This window comes from Phaeodactylibacter sp. (assembly GCF_040219495.1).
Lineage (GTDB): Bacteria > Bacteroidota > Bacteroidia > Chitinophagales > Saprospiraceae > Phaeodactylibacter.
This window is the reverse complement of sequence record NZ_JAVJSK010000090.1, coordinates 1-16425: the sequence shown is the minus strand read 5'-3', so window position 1 is coordinate 16425 and position 16425 is coordinate 1. Positions and strand designations below refer to the sequence as shown.

General features: G+C 51.0%; 13 protein-coding genes. 9 read left to right on the top strand and 4 right to left on the bottom strand.

Annotation, left to right across the window (positions count from 1 at the left end; all coding sequences use genetic code 11):
- The first annotated feature begins 47 nt into the window (after positions 1–47).
- Together RIC19_RS13630 and RIC19_RS13625 are read left to right on the top strand one after the other, a co-directional pair.
- Positions 48–1451 (top strand): sulfatase-like hydrolase/transferase, encoded by a 1404-nt coding sequence (locus RIC19_RS13630; RefSeq protein WP_350178882.1) that lies wholly within the window; start codon positions 48–50, stop codon positions 1449–1451.
- 78 nt (positions 1452–1529) lie between these two features.
- Positions 1530–1829, top strand: coding sequence for a hypothetical protein (locus RIC19_RS13625; RefSeq protein WP_350178881.1), 300 nt, complete (start codon positions 1530–1532; stop codon positions 1827–1829).
- Here RIC19_RS13625 and RIC19_RS13620 read toward each other — a convergent pair.
- Positions 1826–2281, bottom strand: a complete 456-nt coding sequence (locus RIC19_RS13620; protein ID WP_350178880.1) for a hypothetical protein — start codon at positions 2279–2281, stop codon at positions 1826–1828. The two genes, RIC19_RS13625 and RIC19_RS13620, sit on opposite strands and share 4 nt — an antisense overlap.
- 974 nt (positions 2282–3255) lie before the next feature.
- Here RIC19_RS13620 and RIC19_RS13615 point away from each other — a divergent pair.
- Positions 3256–5994 (top strand): glycoside hydrolase family 2 TIM barrel-domain containing protein, encoded by a 2739-nt coding sequence (locus RIC19_RS13615; protein ID WP_350178879.1) that lies wholly within the window; start codon positions 3256–3258, stop codon positions 5992–5994.
- A gap of 14 nt (positions 5995–6008) precedes the next feature.
- Here the strand turns inward: RIC19_RS13615 and RIC19_RS13610 are convergent, their stop codons facing one another.
- Entirely contained in the window at positions 6009–7214 is a 1206-nt protein-coding gene (locus RIC19_RS13610) for a T9SS type A sorting domain-containing protein (RefSeq protein ID WP_350178878.1), read from the bottom strand.
- 216 nt (positions 7215–7430) lie between these two features.
- Here RIC19_RS13610 and RIC19_RS13605 point away from each other — a divergent pair, with 216 nt between their 5' ends.
- From RIC19_RS13605 to RIC19_RS13595, 3 genes are all read left to right on the top strand, one after another.
- Entirely contained in the window at positions 7431–8852 is a 1422-nt protein-coding gene (locus tag RIC19_RS13605) for a hypothetical protein (protein WP_350178877.1), read from the top strand.
- A gap of 18 nt (positions 8853–8870) precedes the next feature.
- The gene (locus RIC19_RS13600; RefSeq protein ID WP_350178876.1) at positions 8871–10229 is read left to right on the top strand and encodes a zinc-dependent metalloprotease; all 1359 of its coding nucleotides are present in this window, start codon (positions 8871–8873) and stop codon (positions 10227–10229) included.
- A gap of 111 nt (positions 10230–10340) precedes the next feature.
- Positions 10341–11633 (top strand): sterol desaturase family protein, encoded by a 1293-nt coding sequence (locus RIC19_RS13595; protein ID WP_350178875.1) that lies wholly within the window; start codon positions 10341–10343, stop codon positions 11631–11633.
- A 22-nt stretch (positions 11634–11655) separates the two neighbouring features.
- Here the strand turns inward: RIC19_RS13595 and RIC19_RS13590 are convergent, their stop codons facing one another.
- Positions 11656–12831: a Pycsar system effector family protein gene (locus tag RIC19_RS13590; RefSeq protein WP_350178874.1), complete on the bottom strand. Its 1176-nt coding sequence runs from the start codon at positions 12829–12831 to the stop codon at positions 11656–11658.
- Between the two features lie 68 nt (positions 12832–12899).
- Complete coding sequence (locus tag RIC19_RS13585) at positions 12900–13946, bottom strand: PA0069 family radical SAM protein (protein ID WP_350178873.1); 1047 nt, start codon at positions 13944–13946, stop codon at positions 12900–12902.
- 95 nt (positions 13947–14041) lie between these two features.
- Here RIC19_RS13585 and RIC19_RS13580 point away from each other — a divergent pair, with 95 nt between their 5' ends.
- The 3 genes from RIC19_RS13580 to RIC19_RS13570 all read left to right on the top strand — a co-directional run bounded on the left by RIC19_RS13580 (position 14042) and on the right by RIC19_RS13570 (position 16291).
- A complete protein-coding gene (locus tag RIC19_RS13580; RefSeq protein WP_350178872.1) occupies positions 14042–14608 on the top strand; it encodes a Uma2 family endonuclease in 567 nt (188 codons plus the stop codon).
- 12 nt (positions 14609–14620) lie between these two features.
- The gene (locus tag RIC19_RS13575) at positions 14621–15763 is read left to right on the top strand and encodes a TRAP transporter substrate-binding protein (RefSeq protein WP_350178871.1); all 1143 of its coding nucleotides are present in this window, start codon (positions 14621–14623) and stop codon (positions 15761–15763) included.
- A 156-nt stretch (positions 15764–15919) separates the two neighbouring features.
- Positions 15920–16291 (top strand): hypothetical protein, encoded by a 372-nt coding sequence (locus RIC19_RS13570; RefSeq protein ID WP_350178870.1) that lies wholly within the window; start codon positions 15920–15922, stop codon positions 16289–16291.
- Positions 16292–16425: the final 134 nt, after the last annotated feature.

Sequence of the window (16425 nt, the reverse complement as noted above, 5' to 3'; positions counted from 1 at the left end):
CTCAGCAACCTTTGAAAAGTATATTGAAAAACAAGGAGTTATAACTTATGTGCCGATTGCTGATTTCATCCTTATACCTCGTCGTGCTAACCGGCTGTGAATACCCCAAAGAACAGATCATTGAAGCACCGGCCCGCCCCAACTTCTTGATCATTCAGGTCGACGATCTGGGGTACGACGATTTGGCCCTGCACGGCAACCCTTATCTTTCCACGCCTAATCTTGACAGGCTGGGGGAGGGGAGTGCCCGTTTTGAGCGGTTTTATGTCAACGCTGTTTGTGCGCCCACCCGGGCTTCGTTGCTCACCGGGCAGCACTTCCTCCGCACCGGAGTCTCCCACGTACACGGTGGGAAGGACTATCTGTCCAAAGCCATTTCTACGCTGGCCGATCATTTTACGGCAGGTGGATATGTTTGCGGGATGTGGGGCAAATGGCATAGCGGCAATGCTGAAGGGTACTATCCGTGGCAGCGCGGTTTTCAGGAGGCGTTCATGAGCAAGCTTTACCAGCATCGCAACGGTTACGGGTATTTCAACGGGCGATTGCAAACCACGGAACAATGGTCGGATGAAGCCCTTGTGGATTTTGCTCTTGACTTCATGGAACAGCACCGGGACACCAACTTCGTCGCTTACCTGTCGAGTATGACCTGCCATGAGCCGCTCGACGCACCGGATGCTGCGGTGCAATACTACTTAGATCTGGGGTTGCCAAAAGGCTTATCCACGCTTTACGGTATGATCCACCACTTCGACCGGCAGGTAGGGCGCTTACTGGAAGGCATGGAGCGGTTAGGCGTGCTGGAAGAGACCGTCATCCTCTTTATGAGCGATAACGGCCCGGCGGTCAACAACCGGGCACTCACAGATGCAGAGCGTGCGATCCGGAAAGTAAATGGCTTCAAAGGCTGGAAGGGTAATCTTTGGGAAAATGGTTTGCGCTCTCCTTTGTTTGTAAAGTGGGGGAGCCGATTCCCTTCAGGTGCGCGGGCCCAAGTGGTGGCGGTCACCGATGTGCTGCCAACTTTGATGGATGTGGCGGGCCTCACACCTCCGGAGACGCCTGCCTTCGATGGACAGTCTTTCCGTTCTTTGTTGGAAAACAGGGAACCGGTAGATTGGGAGAAGACCCACATTGATTTTGTTCAGCCCGGCTGGCAGCCGACGGATGCGCCCTGGACTCCGGAAGGCGTACTGAATGAATACGCGCCAGCCGAAACCCGAAAAATGGGCTTTGACTGGTCTGCTCAACCCATTACGGTGATCACAAGCGACTATAAATGGATTCGTCACCCCGGTCCGGCAGAGGGCTATCTGCCGCCCGTTCCGGAGCGGGTGCTTTTCTACCTGCCTACCGACCCCACAGAGGACCGTAATTTGCTGGATTCCCTTCAGGAAAAGGCTCAGGCAATGGATAGGGTCGCCCAACAATGGTTTCAGGGGATATAGAATAGCCCCCATGCTTTTCAGGCACCGATTTTCCAGATTAGCAAAGATACAGCATCCAATGTCCCACTCTATGCACCTGTGGACATTGATGGAGACCTGAAAGTCGCCTTTAACTTCCTGCACCAACTCAAAGCGGGTAGTTCAGCGATCTATAAAATTGACGTAGAGGCAAATAGGACATACACCCTGGCATTTGACAAAGCGCCTCTGAAGGGCAGCTACCGTATTAAGACCGCACTGAATTCATCCACAATGCTAAGTGCAGATAGCAGGGCAACGCTGAATCTGCAGGCAGGTCCGCAACAACTCTTCATTGAAGTGATTGAGGGTGGCGATCAGTCGTTGAAATACTTACAGTTCAAACCCAACAATTTCTAATACAAATGTTTGATCCTCATCTTCGGGCCGGGGCAGAGGGCGGTATGGCAGCCCATACAGCTGTCGACCATGTCTTTGAAAAGCACCTGTGCTTCGGCAACATCCGCTTTTTCCAGCGCTTTGAGTGTTTGGAGGTAAGATTGCGCGTGCACTTTGTAGGTGTCAGAGGCTGCTTTCTCAGGCTCGGTGGCCGAAGCGGTCAGCATTTTCTCGTGATCGAGTTGGGAAACTGGCTGCTCACCATTTTCAATCGCTTTTTTCATTTGTGCAGCATCTTCGTACATGGCGCGCATCAGGAGGGCGAGCTCACTGTCACCATTGGGGTTGATAGAAGATGCCGTCAGTTTTGGTTCGGTCGTTTCAGCGGCGGGTTCGCTACTGCAAGACAGAGCATAGAGCGCAAGCCCTAAAAGCAAAGCGGATACGGAAAATCGGTAAACAGATCGTTGCATTTCTTATCGTTTTTCTGATAATTGCTAAAAATAACACCTTCTGCGAAAGAAACCAGCTCTTTCCAAATGTTTCGGAGAGGTGTGGTGGTTGATTTTAGTCAAGGCTTCATGGTATTCTAAGCGTACCGCCGGGGTAGGGGCGGCTAAAATCCCCAGACTCCAAAATTACTTCCAGTATTCCAACAGGTACCGATTCCATGTGCGCATAGCGTTCCTGCACCACGGTAAAGCAGGTCAAACCTTTTCTGAGCATAGCATAACAAGATCAGAAAGATCCGTTGAAAGCAGAGGAGATGGGTTTTCCAACTTCTTATTTAACATAATATAAATTATAGGGTAAAATATAACTGGGAAATAGGGGCTTAAAGCCGTCTGTAGTGCTTTGTAAGTAAGCTGCGCAAGCATGGATACCCTTGAACATCAAAGCGTACTGTCTTCTGAATTGGATGAGTTGCCCATAGCGCTTTGCTTAAATTTACTGTACAGACATTTCTGTATGTCTACAGCTTGTCCAGCGCCTGAAATGTCAATTTGCGCCAAAAAATCCAAACCAAGCATTTCGCGTGAATTCCAAGCTCATAGTCTGACAACTTAAAATTTATGAAAATCATGTCAGGATTCACAAAACTTGGGTTGTCAGACTATAATTATAGCATGACTTGCTTGGATTAAAAAACGCGCTTAAAATGCAACCGGTTTTCACTCATCCGGCATAAACAATTTGTTTACTCCTACCCTAATTTGCTTTATTTTAATTACAATAAAACATTGTGGACTATCACTATAGGTTACATAACACATCCGTCAGCCTTATCTAAGTAGGGTAAATTTATTTTATAAAGGTCGCTTGCAGACCAAAATCATCAAATTCCCCTCTCAAATTTAACCAACATTGACTGATTATGAGACCCAATACTACCCTCCTGCCACTTCTCCTTTTTACCTGTTTTATCGTGGGATACGCATTTGAAAGTATGGCACAATCCACTGAAATACAGCACCTTTCGGGTGTGGATAAAGACCATACGATAGAATGGGACTTCCATATTGACCGCGGCATGAACAGCGGGAAATGGACTACAATCCCTGTGCCCTCTAACTGGGAAACCGAAGGGTTCGGGGTATACAACTATGGCCGCGGCAAGCAGCCGGAGTCTAACGAAACCGGAACTTACCGGCATAAATTTACCATACCTGCCTCCTGGAAAGATAAATCTGTACATATTGTTTTTGAAGGCTCCATGACGGATACTAAAGTGTTCATCAATGGCAAATCTGCTGGTCCAACGCATCAGGGCAGCTTCTACCGGTTCAAATATGATATCTCCAGCTTGTTGAAGTATGGCGCTGAAAACGAACTGGAAGCTGTCGTGAAAAACTGGTCGGATAACCCTTCTGTCAATACCGCCGAACGGGAGGCGGATTACTGGGTTTTTGGCGGCATCTATCGGCCGGTCTACCTGGAGGCTAAACCTAAGGCGCACATCAATTGGACAGCCATTGATGCAAAAGCAGACGGCTCATTCAGGGCTAATGTTTACCTGAGCAATGCCCGCAAAGCGGAGACCGTGGAAGCACAGGTGACAGATATGGACGGTAACCCTTTAGGAAACGCCTTCTCCTCTCCTATTGAGAAAGGCATGGATATGGTCGTGGTTTCTCAAAAGCTTAGTGGCGTAAAAACCTGGTCGCCGGAATTCCCCAATCGCTATCAGGTGAAGTTCAGCCTGATGGCTAAAGGGAAGCCTCTGCACACGGTTACGGAGACCTTCGGCTTTAGAACGGTAGAACTCCGCCCCCACGATGGATTCTATGTAAACGGGCAAAAAGTTAAATTTAAAGGTGTCAACCGCCATAGTTTCTGGCCATCGTCCGGCAGGACAACCAGTTACCAGATTAGCGTGGACGATGTCAACCTCATCAAGGACATGAATATGAACGCCGTAAGAATGGCGCACTACCCACCGGACAAGCACTTCCTCGAAGTATGCGATTCACTCGGCTTATTTGTGCTGAATGAGCTGGCCGGCTGGCAAACGGCCTATGACACTATAGTGGGCCGTCAGCTCGTAAAGGAATTGGTCACACGGGATGTCAACCATCCGTCCGTCGTAATTTGGGACAATGGCAACGAAGGAGGCAATAACTTCGCGCTCGATGATGACTTCTATCTCTACGACCCGCAAAAAAGGCCAGTGATCCACCCCTGGGCGAAATTCCGGGACACCGATACGCAGCATTACAAAAGTTTTGGCTGCTGTGCCGATGGATTATTCAATGGAGACGACGTTTTCTTTCCCACAGAATTCCTCCACGGATTGTACGATGGCGGGCACGGGGCCGGCCTTGATGATTTTTGGAAAGCGATGGTAGATCATCCCCTTTCAGCAGGTGGCTTTCTCTGGGCGCTGGTAGACGAATGTGTGCAACGCTCCGACCGGAATGGCGAACTCGACTGTCAGCGCAGTAACGCACCGGACGGCATCGTAGGCCCTTACCGGGAAAAGGAAGCGAGTTTCTTCACGATTAAGGAGATTTGGTCGCCGGTATACCTGGATCTTCAGCACATACCGGCATCGTTCGATGGCGTAATCCCTGTTCACAACCGGTTCCATTACACCAACCTTAAACAATGTCAATTCAAGTGGCAGTTGGTGGATTTTCCCATAGCAGGTGCCAAGGAGACGGCTCCGATCATCCGGCAAGAGAAGGAAGTCACAGCAGGAAACATTAAACCTTGGGAATGGGGTAAATTGGAATTAGGGCTTTCAGAAAACTGGCGGCAATATCAGGGATTGCTGCTCACCGCAACCGACCCGCACGGCAGGGAAATCTTCACCTGGTCCTGGGCATTGCAAACGGAAGCGCAAATCGTCGAAACCCTCCTCCCCCCTACTGCCACAAACAAGGCAACCGCAAAAGAAAAAAATGGCACCCTGCTCACCTCAGCTAATGGAGTAGAAATTGGTATAGGACTGGCAAGCGGACTTATAGAGGCTGTAACCAACGAAAAAAGCGGTTTTCCCTTCTCGGGAGGCCCGTTACCGGATACCCTCATCGGGGAATCTTCTTTCAAATCCATCAAGCACTATTCCGATGGCAACGACTATGTCATTGAGGCTGAATTTGAAGGCGTTTTAAGAAAGGTGGTTTACAGGATGCTGGGCAGCGGTATCCTCCAGATCGACTACGCCTATCTTCCCGGAAACGGCACCTACGACTTCCTTGGCGTAAGCTTTGATTACCCCGAAGATCAGGTGACCGGGGTGAAGTATCTGGGCAGGGGCCCTTACCGCGTTTGGAAAAACCGGCGGAAAGGCCTGCAGTTCGGCCTCTGGGAGAAAGCCTACAACAATACGGTAACCGGAGAAAACTGGGACTATCCTGAGTTCAAAGGCTACCACGATGAAGTCTACTGGGCGGAAATACAAACCAAAGCGCAACCTTTTACTTTGATGATCGCCTCAAACAATTTATTCCTCCACCTCTTCTCTCCCGACGAACCGGAGGGCGCCTACAATACCAATACAGATGGGATATTCCCCGGGAAGAATATTTCCGTCCTTCACGCGATAAGCCCCATCGGCACCAAATTCAAGCAACCGGAAAATCTTGGCCCGCAGAGCTACACCAATGAGTTTTCGGCCAACCGGGACCGGCCTCATTTCTATTTGAATGGCCGTATTTATTTGGACTTCAGGGAAAAAGATTGATGCCAGGAAAATGGCTATTGCTTCATCACCCTCGCTGCAAAAACAGCATCCGCCGTAATCAGGTGAAGATGATACACGCCGACGGGCAAAGCACTCAGGTCCAGTTCCTGCCCGGGGCTGTCATAGCGAGCGATGCGCTGCCCCTGCGAAGTGTATACGACCACTTCTTTGGCTGTAATGTTCCGCAGCTGTAGCAACCCATTGGTGGGGTTTGGGAACAACTTGATATTGGCTTGGGATACACCCTTGGCAGAGACCATACACGCCGTTTCCACTTCCTCCCGAGTGGCACAGCCCGTGGCGTTGCCACTTATATCGGCCGTATTCGTCTCTACGCCCAGGTAATTACAAATGCTCTCGATAGCGCAAATAGATAGCTCCAGGTTGTTTTCAACTCTGAGATCGGCAATCGTATTTGCATCAAGGTTCTCCAACCCCGTCAAACTGTTTAGGGCATCGTTGCCGCCAATGGAAAGGAAACTACCGATGTAGCTGAGCTGCTCCAACCCTGTTAAACTGGTCAGGGCATCGTTGTTGCGAATGGAAAGGAGACTGCCGATGGAGGTAAGCTGCTCCAATCCCGTCAAACTCGTTAAGCCCTCGTTGCTGCCTATAGATAGGGATCCGCCGATGTAGCTGAGCTGCTCCAACCCTGTCAAACTCGTTAAGCCCTCGTTGCTGCCTATAGATAGGAATCCGCCGATGGAGGCGAGTTGCTCCAATCCTGTCAAACTCGTTAAAACAGCGTTGACTCGAATTTCAAGGAATCCACCGATGGAGGCGAGCTGCTCCAATCCTATCAAACTCGTTATGCCAGCGTTTCTCAAAATACGAAGGTCTCCGCCAATGGAGTTGAGCTGCTCCAATCCCGTCAAACTGGTTAGGGCATCGTTGTTGCTAATATAAAGGAATCCGCCGATGGAATTGAGCTGCTCCAATCCTGTCAAACTCGTTAAACCCTCGTTGTTGCCAATAGAAAGGCTTCCGCCGATGGAGATAAGACTGCTTAGGCCAGATAGATAGGTAATATTAGTGGGATCTATGCTGGAAAGAGAGCCAATTAGCATATTTCCCACTATTTCCGTACAGTCAGGATAGTCAGCCACAAAAGCATCCACCTCCGCCTGTGAGCTGAGGGTGACATCGCCCGGAGGGCATTGTGCATTCAAACCAAAGCCAGCAAAAGCTAAAAGCAAAAGGGTTATGTATTTCTTTAACATGGGGCGGATTTTAAAAAGGACTTGTTCTGCCAGGATCGTCCCGGGGTTAGATCGCGCATTATTACATGACCTTCGGTGATCGTCACAAGTTCTTTAGAGGTTATGAATACAGGTTTTGTATAGAGGTAATTTAGACAAAAAATTCAACTGATTTCGTAACACTTGCTTTAGAGCGGTGATAAAGGACTAAATATATACCAAAAACACTAAAAAACCATGAGAAAACTAATCATCCTGGCTATCCTGTTCGCAGCAGGAAGCACCACTACCCTTTTGAATGCACAGATTGTAGGCGATGACCCTACGCTTTTTGCCGCCAAAAACAATGGCTTTCAGCTTGGCGTTGGCAAACTCCCCGTTGTAGACGACGACAGCCTGGGCGCAGTTCAGCTGCAAGGCTGGGTGACGGGCGGCGATTATTACACCGGTGCTGAAATGCGCGCTTACGTTTCCGGCCCCGTGCAGCCCGATGGCTTTGCGGCTGACCTCCGCTTTCAGACGGGCTACCCGCAACTGATGCCGCGTATGTCGGTCACTGCCAATGGAAAGGTGGGCATTGGCACCACTACCCCATCGTTCGACCTGCATACGGTCGGCCATACTCATACCACAGGCGACTTCTTCGGGCGGCTGCATGTGGATGACAATGGCTCAATGGACAGTGCACCAGACACTTACGTAGACGAACTTTACCTGGAGCGCCATGCCAGCACCGCATTTAGTGTACTCCCGGCCACGACAGCAGCCGATGGCGGCCTGCTGACCCTGGCCCCCGGTGGTAACAGCCTGGACCATCAGCTCTTTTTCGCCGAAGAGGGCATTTTCCACCGCAGCTGGCAGGGCGATGCGCCGGACTGGGGCACCGCAAGCTGGCTCAAAATGCTGACCAGCGAAGACATCAGCGGCACGCCTAACCGTCTGGCGAAGTTCACCGGGTCTAGCAGCCTTGGCGACAGTCAGCTCTGGGATGATGGTACACAGGTCGGGTTGGGTACAGATGCCCCTGCTGCCGGTTTCTTTTTGGAAATCGCCGGCCGCACCCTGGTCAATGAAGCCCTTGATGTCGCTAAGAATGCCGTCATACAGCAGGGCCTGCAAGTGGGCACCGATGCTTTCGTTGGCGAAGACCTGAGCGTAGCCAGTAATGGAGTCATTGGCGATCAGCTCAAGGTAGGCGGCATCACTCAAATTGGCGGAGCGCTTACCGTAACCGATGATGCAACCGTCACGGGGCACCTGGGCAGCAACACCGCTACGGTCGACCAAACCCTGACCGTGGGCACCACCGCAACCCCGGGCAGCCATCGCCTGTACGTTGGTGGATCCATACTGGCAGAAGAAGTGACCGTCAAGCTGGAAGCCAACTGGCCCGATTATGTATTTAGCGACAGCTATAGCCTGCCTGAGCTAAAGGAGGTCGCCGACTTCATCGACCGCCATCGCCACCTTCCCGGATTTCAGCCCGCTCAAACGATAGAAGCCAAAGGCGGCTTTGAAATCGGCAGCACACAGCGGCTGCTGGTGGAAAAAGTCGAGGAACTGACCCTCTACGCTATCGCCGCAGATCAGGAAAACAAAGCACTAAAAGCGCAGCTCGAAGCCCTCGAGGCCCGCCTTGCACAATTAGAACAACAATAAGCCCAAAAGACCAACATCATGAAATATTTTATCATCACTACTACGCTCATGCTGCTGGGCTTAGCACTGTTTGGGCAGGATCCTGACTGCCTGACACCCGCTTCGCCCGACTACCTGGAACGGTATCCGGCAGCCCAGCGAGCGCCCGCCAACTTATCCTATACGGTAAAAATTGCCGTGCGGGTCATCAACGAGGATAATGGCACCGGAGGGTCCACCCGGCAGGAAGTCCTGGATGAAATCGACCGCCTGGAAGCCTACTATGCGCCCCACGACATCTGCTTTGCGCTAATGGGCATCTACAGCATCAATGATTCCAACTTCGCCAGCCCTACTGATGGATTTGATGGCGATACTGCCGATGACCTCATTGCCGCTTATCCGCCATTAAATGATGTCATTACCATTAATGTCTTGCCGGATTACACCTTCTTCCGGGGCACCGCCTACGCCATCCCCAATACCTACACCACCATTTACGCCGGCCGGTTCAACACCCCGCACCTGGCGCACGAGATGGGGCATTGCCTGGGGCTGTACCACACCCACGAAACTGCGTTCGGAGCTGAACTGGTGGACGGCAGCAATTGCGGAGGCGCAGGCGACAAGCTTTGCGATACCCCCGCCGATCCCAGCCTGGGAAGTAACGTAGACGATACGACTTGTAGCTTTATCGGTACGGAAACCGATGGGAACGGGGACAATTACAGCCCTGATATGACCAATACCATGAGTTACGCCCCATTCCAGTGCCGGGGTGCTTTCACGCCCATGCAGGAAAAACGCATGCACAGTATTCTGTCCAGCCCCTTTGCCTCGGCCAATAATATTCTAGTCACAAATGCCAACCTCAACCTATGCTGTGCAACGGTGCTTACCGGGTTTGTCCATGAGGCCGCTCTTTCAACCATCACTGCCGCCGATTATGAGGCAACTGGTTTCGCTCAGGTGCAGTTCGTAGCCGAAGATGCCGTTATGTTACAGCCGGGTTTCTCTGCTACTCCGGGTAATTTTGGGCAGTTTAGCGCGCGCATCAACCGCTTTTGCGATGGTGACTTCCCGGCTGGAGTACCGGTCAGCAGCCTGGCATCAGGAGGGGCAAACTGGGCACATCATCACCTTAGCAGTAGCTGGAACGAAGAAGTCAGCCCCCCTACTCTATTCCCCAATCCTACGGCTGCGGCCCTGACCCTAAGGTGGGCTGATCAGGATTTTACGGTGCAGGTCTTTGCAGCTACCGGACAGTTGGTTTGGGAAAATCAGGCAAAAGCGCACCACCAAACCGAGATTGATGTGAGCGCTTTGCCACCGGGTACTTATTTCTGCCATATGCAGTCTGAGACAGGCCCGGAAATCGTGAAGTTTAACAAATTATAACCCCAAAAAGTGGTACCTGGCAGACGGCTTAAAGTCGTTTGCCGGTACTTTTTTTGTATCGGATTCCATATATTTGCAAATTATAGCGAAATTTCGCCAAACTAAATTGACATGGAATCCTACGCCGCCGTACTGAATTACGCCATCCCTTTTTTTATGGCTCTCCTTCTTTTGGAAGCAGGCATTGCCTGGTGGAAAGGCGAAAAGGTGATCCGCAGTATGGACACCTTATCCAGCCTGAGTTCCGGCCTGACCAATGTGATTAAAGATGTGCTTGGGCTCACCGTTGTGGTGGTGTCCTACGACTGGCTCGCAGGGGAAATCGGGCTGTTTGAAATCAAATCCACCTGGCTGGTTTATACCCTGGCTTTTATCGGGCTCGACTTTGCGGGCTACTGGGTGCACCGCCTTTCGCATAGTGTCAACTATTTTTGGAACCGCCATATCATCCACCACAGCAGCGAGGAGTTCAATCTGGGCTGTGCTTTGCGGCAGTCGATCTCCGGGTTTGTGGCCATCACGGTCTTTTTCCTGCTGCCGATCGCCATTTTGGGCGTACCGGGAGAGGTGGTCGCGGTGGTCGCCCCACTCCATTTGTTTGCACAGTATTGGTACCATACCCGCCTGATTGGCAAAATGGGGGTTTTGGAGCACATTATTGTCACGCCCTCTCATCACCGCGTCCACCACGCCATCAACAAGGAATATCTGGATAAGAACCTCTCTCAGATTTTCATCGTCTGGGACAAAATGTTTGGCACTTTCCAGGAAGAGCTGGACGAAGTGCCACCGGTGTACGGCGTGACCCGCCCGGTGCGCACCTGGAACCCCATCATAATCAACTTTGTACACCTTTGGCAGCTCATCAAGGACGCCTGGTGCACGAAAGACTGGAACGCGAAGTTCACGATCTGGTTCAAACCAACCGGGTGGCGCCCGGCTGATGTAAAGGAAAAGTACCCGCTTTCCGGAATTGAAGACCCTTACGCTTACGAAAAGTACGACCCAAAGCTTTCCAGGGCGATGCAGTGGTGGTCCTGGGTGCAATTCACCGCCGTATTCCTACTGATGATGTACCTCTTTAACAACCTGGCGGAAATCGGTGCGCAACAGGCTATTCTGTATGGCTTGTTTCTGGTCCTTTGCATTTTTAGCTACAGCATGCTGATGGACCAAAGCCGCTATGCCTGGGCGGTAGAGCTGGTGAAGTCGGGCATTGGACTCGTCCTAATTTGGGCAACCGGAGACTGGTTTGGGCTCAACAGTTTTTCCCCAATAGCGACTTATGCCCTTGCCGCCTATTTTCTGCTAAGTGTTGGAGTGGTGTATTATTTCAATACATCCGAAGGCGGTCAGAAAGCCAAAACCGGACGGCTACGGACAGACTCCGTTACGACACTTTGAGCAGAAGGAAAGATAAGTCAGGCTATTTTAGCAGGAAAGTAAAGACGAAGACCAGGAAGCTCAGCACCAGCCCCCCCACAAAAGTACGATAGGCGTAAGTGAGCAGGCGGTATTTTTTCTTTAGTACCAGGCCCAGGTTATATAAATCCCGGGAAAGGTCATCGTACAGGACCTCCTGATCCGCTTTCAAGTCGCGCAGGTAGCCTACAAATTGCTCCTTGGGCAGGCTCAGAAAATTACCGAAGTACAGCAGGCTCACCTTATGTTTTTTGACGTCCTCAACGGTGAAATCCTGCCCGGACACCTTTGGTATAGCTGAGAATACGGCGAAGGTGATAGCCAGCAGTGAAGTGATCATAAGCAGGAGCACCGGAAGAATATACTCCAGGTTTTCCTCAAAATTGGCAGGGCGGATGGAGAAACCCGCTGATCCTGCGGTGATAAGGATAGACAGTACCAAGGTGTTAATACTGATGATCATATTGGCTTTCCCGTCAGCAATAGAGCTCAGGTTGATGTGGTTGCGGAGGGTGACCCGGTAGACGGTGTCAACGCCCCGGCCAAAGTCTTTTCCAGTCTTTTTCCGGACCGTCGTTTTTCGGGCTTTCCGGATTTTATCCCTTTGCCCGGCTATATTCTTGTTCTTTCGGCTGGCGAATGCTTCGTGGGCTTCCGGGGTCAGGAATTTGGTATCCAACTGAAGTTCCAGCAGGCGCCTTTCCCACTCGTGGGTGGTGTAGTTCTTATCGGAGATGGCTTCTTCTTCGAGGCGGAGCAACTGCCCGCGCCGTTCAAAGCGTTTCCGACCCAGGAAGGAATAGTGTGCATCGTGCAGCCATTGCTCCAGTTTGGTGCCGGGCTTTTGGCCGGGCATGGTGCTCAGGATCAACTGCTCTGCCAGCGCGTGGTCAATGACCGTCTCCGGAAATGGCTCAAGGAATTGTTTTGCCTGTTCGGCGCTGCGTTGTTCATGCCCTTCTTCGCCTTCTGTGTAACCTACATCGTGAAACCAGGCCGCAATGATCAGGGCGTTGCGCGTTGCTTCCGGTAAATCTGCCTCAGCGGCAAGCTCGGCAGCGACATCTGCTGTAGCTTTAGCATGGTTGAAATCGTGAAAGACATAACGGGGCGGCAGGTGTTCCGCCAAATATTGGTAAACGGCCGTTTCAGCAGCAGCAAGCAGTGAGGTTTCGGGCATAGTGGTTTTGTGTTTGCGATAAAGCCAATGAGCAGCTAATCTCTGAAACGCTTGCCACCTATGCAAGTTCAGAACAGGGACATTTGGGGGTTGCGGCCCTGCTCAAACAAATCCAGGTTGTAGTCCGGCTTGACCCTATCGGCGAAGTACCGCTGACGCGCCAATTGAAACTGCTGTTTTACAACTTCCGCAAACTGCCCCTCTCCCCTCATCCGGGTGCCGAAGCGGCTGTCGTTCAGTTCGCCCCCGTGCACATCGCGGATGCGATTGAGCACCCGGTCCGCCCGGTCAGGCATCGTCTTGCGGATCCAGTCCTCAAAAATGGCAGCGACATCTCCGTTGAGGCGCACCATTGTGTAGGCCATAGAAACCGCGCCCAGGCTGCTGACTTTTTGGCCCACCTCCAGAATTTCGTGGTCATTCAACCCGGGAATGATGGGCGCCATCATGACATTCACCGGTATGCCTTTCTCGGTCAGCACTTCGATGGTTTTCAGGCGGGCCTTCACGGAGGCGGTCCGGGGCTCGAGCAGGCGGCGCAGCTTTTCATCCAGCGTGGTCAGGGAAATGGACACCCGCAGCAAGCGGTTTTCTGCCATGGGCTGCAGCAGATCAAGGTCGCGCAGCACCATACTGTTTTTGGTGATAATGCCTACCGGATGGCGGTACTTCCACAGTACTTTAAGGATTTCCCGGGTAATGCCCAGCGTTTGCTCTGCCGGTTGATAGCAATCCGTATTGCCCGCCAGCATGATGGGTTCGGGCTTCCAGTTTTTCTTTTTGAGCTGCTGTTCGAGCAGTTGTGGCGCATCTTTTTTGTACAGCACCTTTTGTTCAAAGTCCAGTCCCGCACTGTAGCCCCAGTAGTTGTGGGTATTGCGGGCGTAGCAGTAGATGCAGCCATGCTCACAGCCCTGATAGGGGTTCATCGACCAGGCCATGCCGATATCCGGGCTTTCCACCCGATTGAGGATGGTTTTGGGATAAACCGGGATGTACTGCGTCCTGGCATCCGGCTGCAAAGGCTCCAGCCCGTAGTCATGCTCATGAAAGCGGTTGGCCGGGTTGATTTGGGCTCCCCTACCCTGATTGTATTTTGCGGGTTGATCTGACATTGATTTGTTTTGTGTTTCGTAAATTTAAAACAAAATATACAAAATCAGGTTTCCTCTATTCTGAAATTTCCACTATCTTGTTTAAAATTTTAGTCATGAGCCTGGCAAGACGATTGCAACCCGTCAGTTTCGAGGAGTACCTGGCTTCACAGCGAGGTGAAGGGCAGCGTTTTGACTTTTGGGATGGGACGCTCATTGAATTAGAAGCTACTACCAAGAACCATAACCGTATCAAGCGGAACCTTATCGCCCAAATCCCTCAGCAAATAATGGAAAGCAAAGGCTGTGAATTGTTTGACGAAAACGTCATGACCCAAATCCAGTCTAAAAAGCGGTATGTCTATCCGGATATCGTACTCACCTGCAATCCGGAAGATCAGGACCCTCTGATTATTGAATTCCCTTGCGTGATCATTGAAATTCTTTCTCAGGGTACCGCACAGTACGACCGGACCGAAAAGTTTTTCCAATATCAGCGCATTCCAAGTGTGGAGCAGTGTGTCTTCATTGCCCAACATCAGCTGGCCGTAGAATCTTTCGAACGAGCCCCCAACGGACAGTGGTTGATGACGCCTCTTGCAACAGCATCTGACGAACTGATTATCCCCAGGCTTGACCACCGCATTCCGCTCGGTCAGATTTATCACCGAATCACATTTTAACCCTGGCACGCTATGAAGCTCAACCGTAAAACCTTTTTCAAAGGCTTAGCCCTTGGCACCATTTCTCTCCCTTTTGTGATTAAAGGGCTGGGCGGCGTCAGCCATGCGCAGGAAGAAAGCGATGGCAGCCCCAACATCATCACCGCCAAAAAATACCGCTGGAAGATGGTGACCACCTGGCCGCCTAAGTTCCCGATCCTGGGCGAAGCCTGTGAGCTTTTTGCTGACCGCGTACGGCAGTTATCCGGTGGGCGTATGGACATCCGGGTCTACGGTGGCAATGAACTGGTGCCGGCACTGGAAGCTTTCGATACAGTTCGGGAAGGAGGGGCAGAATTGGGTTGCGGAGCCGCCTATTACTGGGCGGGCAAAACAGAAGCCGCGCAGTTTTTTGCCTCCGTCCCCTTTGGTATGAATGCACAGCAGCTCAATGCATGGATGGTCAGCGGAGGGCTGGAGCTATGGGAGGAGCTGTACGCGGATTTCAACCTCATCCCTATGCCGGGCGGCAATACCGGCGTGCAGATGGGCGGTTGGTTTAATAAAGAGATCAACAGCGTGGAAGACCTGAAAGGGCTCAAAATGCGCATCCCCGGCCTGGGCGGCAAGGTGCTGCAACGAGCGGGCGGCGCACCGGTGCTCATGGCAGGCGGAGAAATCTATACCGGACTGGAGCGAGGCGTTATTGATGCCACGGAATGGCTTGGCCCCTTCCATGACACCCTGATGGGCTTCCACGAAATCGCCAAATACTACTACAGCCCGGGCTGGCACGAACCTGGTACTATGTTGGAGTTTTTTGTGAACAAAGAGCAGATGGAACGTTTACCCTCCGATTTGCAAGGCATCATCAAAACCGTAGCGGGCGAGCTCTCCGGCTGGATTCTCAGCCAAATGGAAGCCAATAATGCCGCTGCCCTCGCCAAATTCCTGGAAAAAGGTATCAACATTCGTCGCTTCCCGGATGAAGTCATCCAGCAGATGCGCACCTACACTGCGGAAGCGATTAACGAAATCACCGCCCGGGACCCCAAAAGCAGAAAAGTGTATGAATCCTACCGCAGTTTCCAGCAAAAGGCGGCGGACTATGCAGCGATTACGGAGAAGGCTTATTATAACCGGATTCAGGTGGATGCGGGGATTCGGTTGAGGTAGGTTTTCAATCAAAAATTCTTTTTCAATAGAAAAGAATTTAGCATAATTTCATCTTTTTACTCCGAAGAGGATATAAGTTTGAAGAGATATCCAAGTAAGAAATTCATATTCATCTCTAAACTAAGAAAGCTATCAAGAGGGCAAAAAAAGTTAAATATGGCAGATAAAAAAGATGTCAGGGCTACGGTGCCCCAACTTAAAGGTGCTTTTCGAGCTCATGGAAAGGTGGCAGAACAAGGAGAAGGAATTTCTGAGAAACTGCTGCGATTTTATGCCAACGAGTGTGGGTTAAAGGCTTTATATTTAAAGGAAAATAAATTAAATGATACAGGAGATTTGGAAAATCAGATTGGCAAGAAATATGGGCATGGCCATGATCTAATCCGTTGGATGGATGATTTAAAATTACCTAATTTTTCATTTAAGTATAAGGATATTCCTTATGATCCAGTCAAGCAGGTACACGAAAAGCTACGTTATGGAGTAGACACGTCCCGACATAACGAGTTATTAAAATCAATATATTAGAGTTTATTAAAATTAAAAGTTTAGACGCGCGCGCATCCGCTGCGCGCCACGTGCATACGCGGAGCTCCGAAAGCGGACCCGCAGGTTGTGCAGGCCACAACCAATGATGAAAATTTGGTGCCGTATATCTTGCT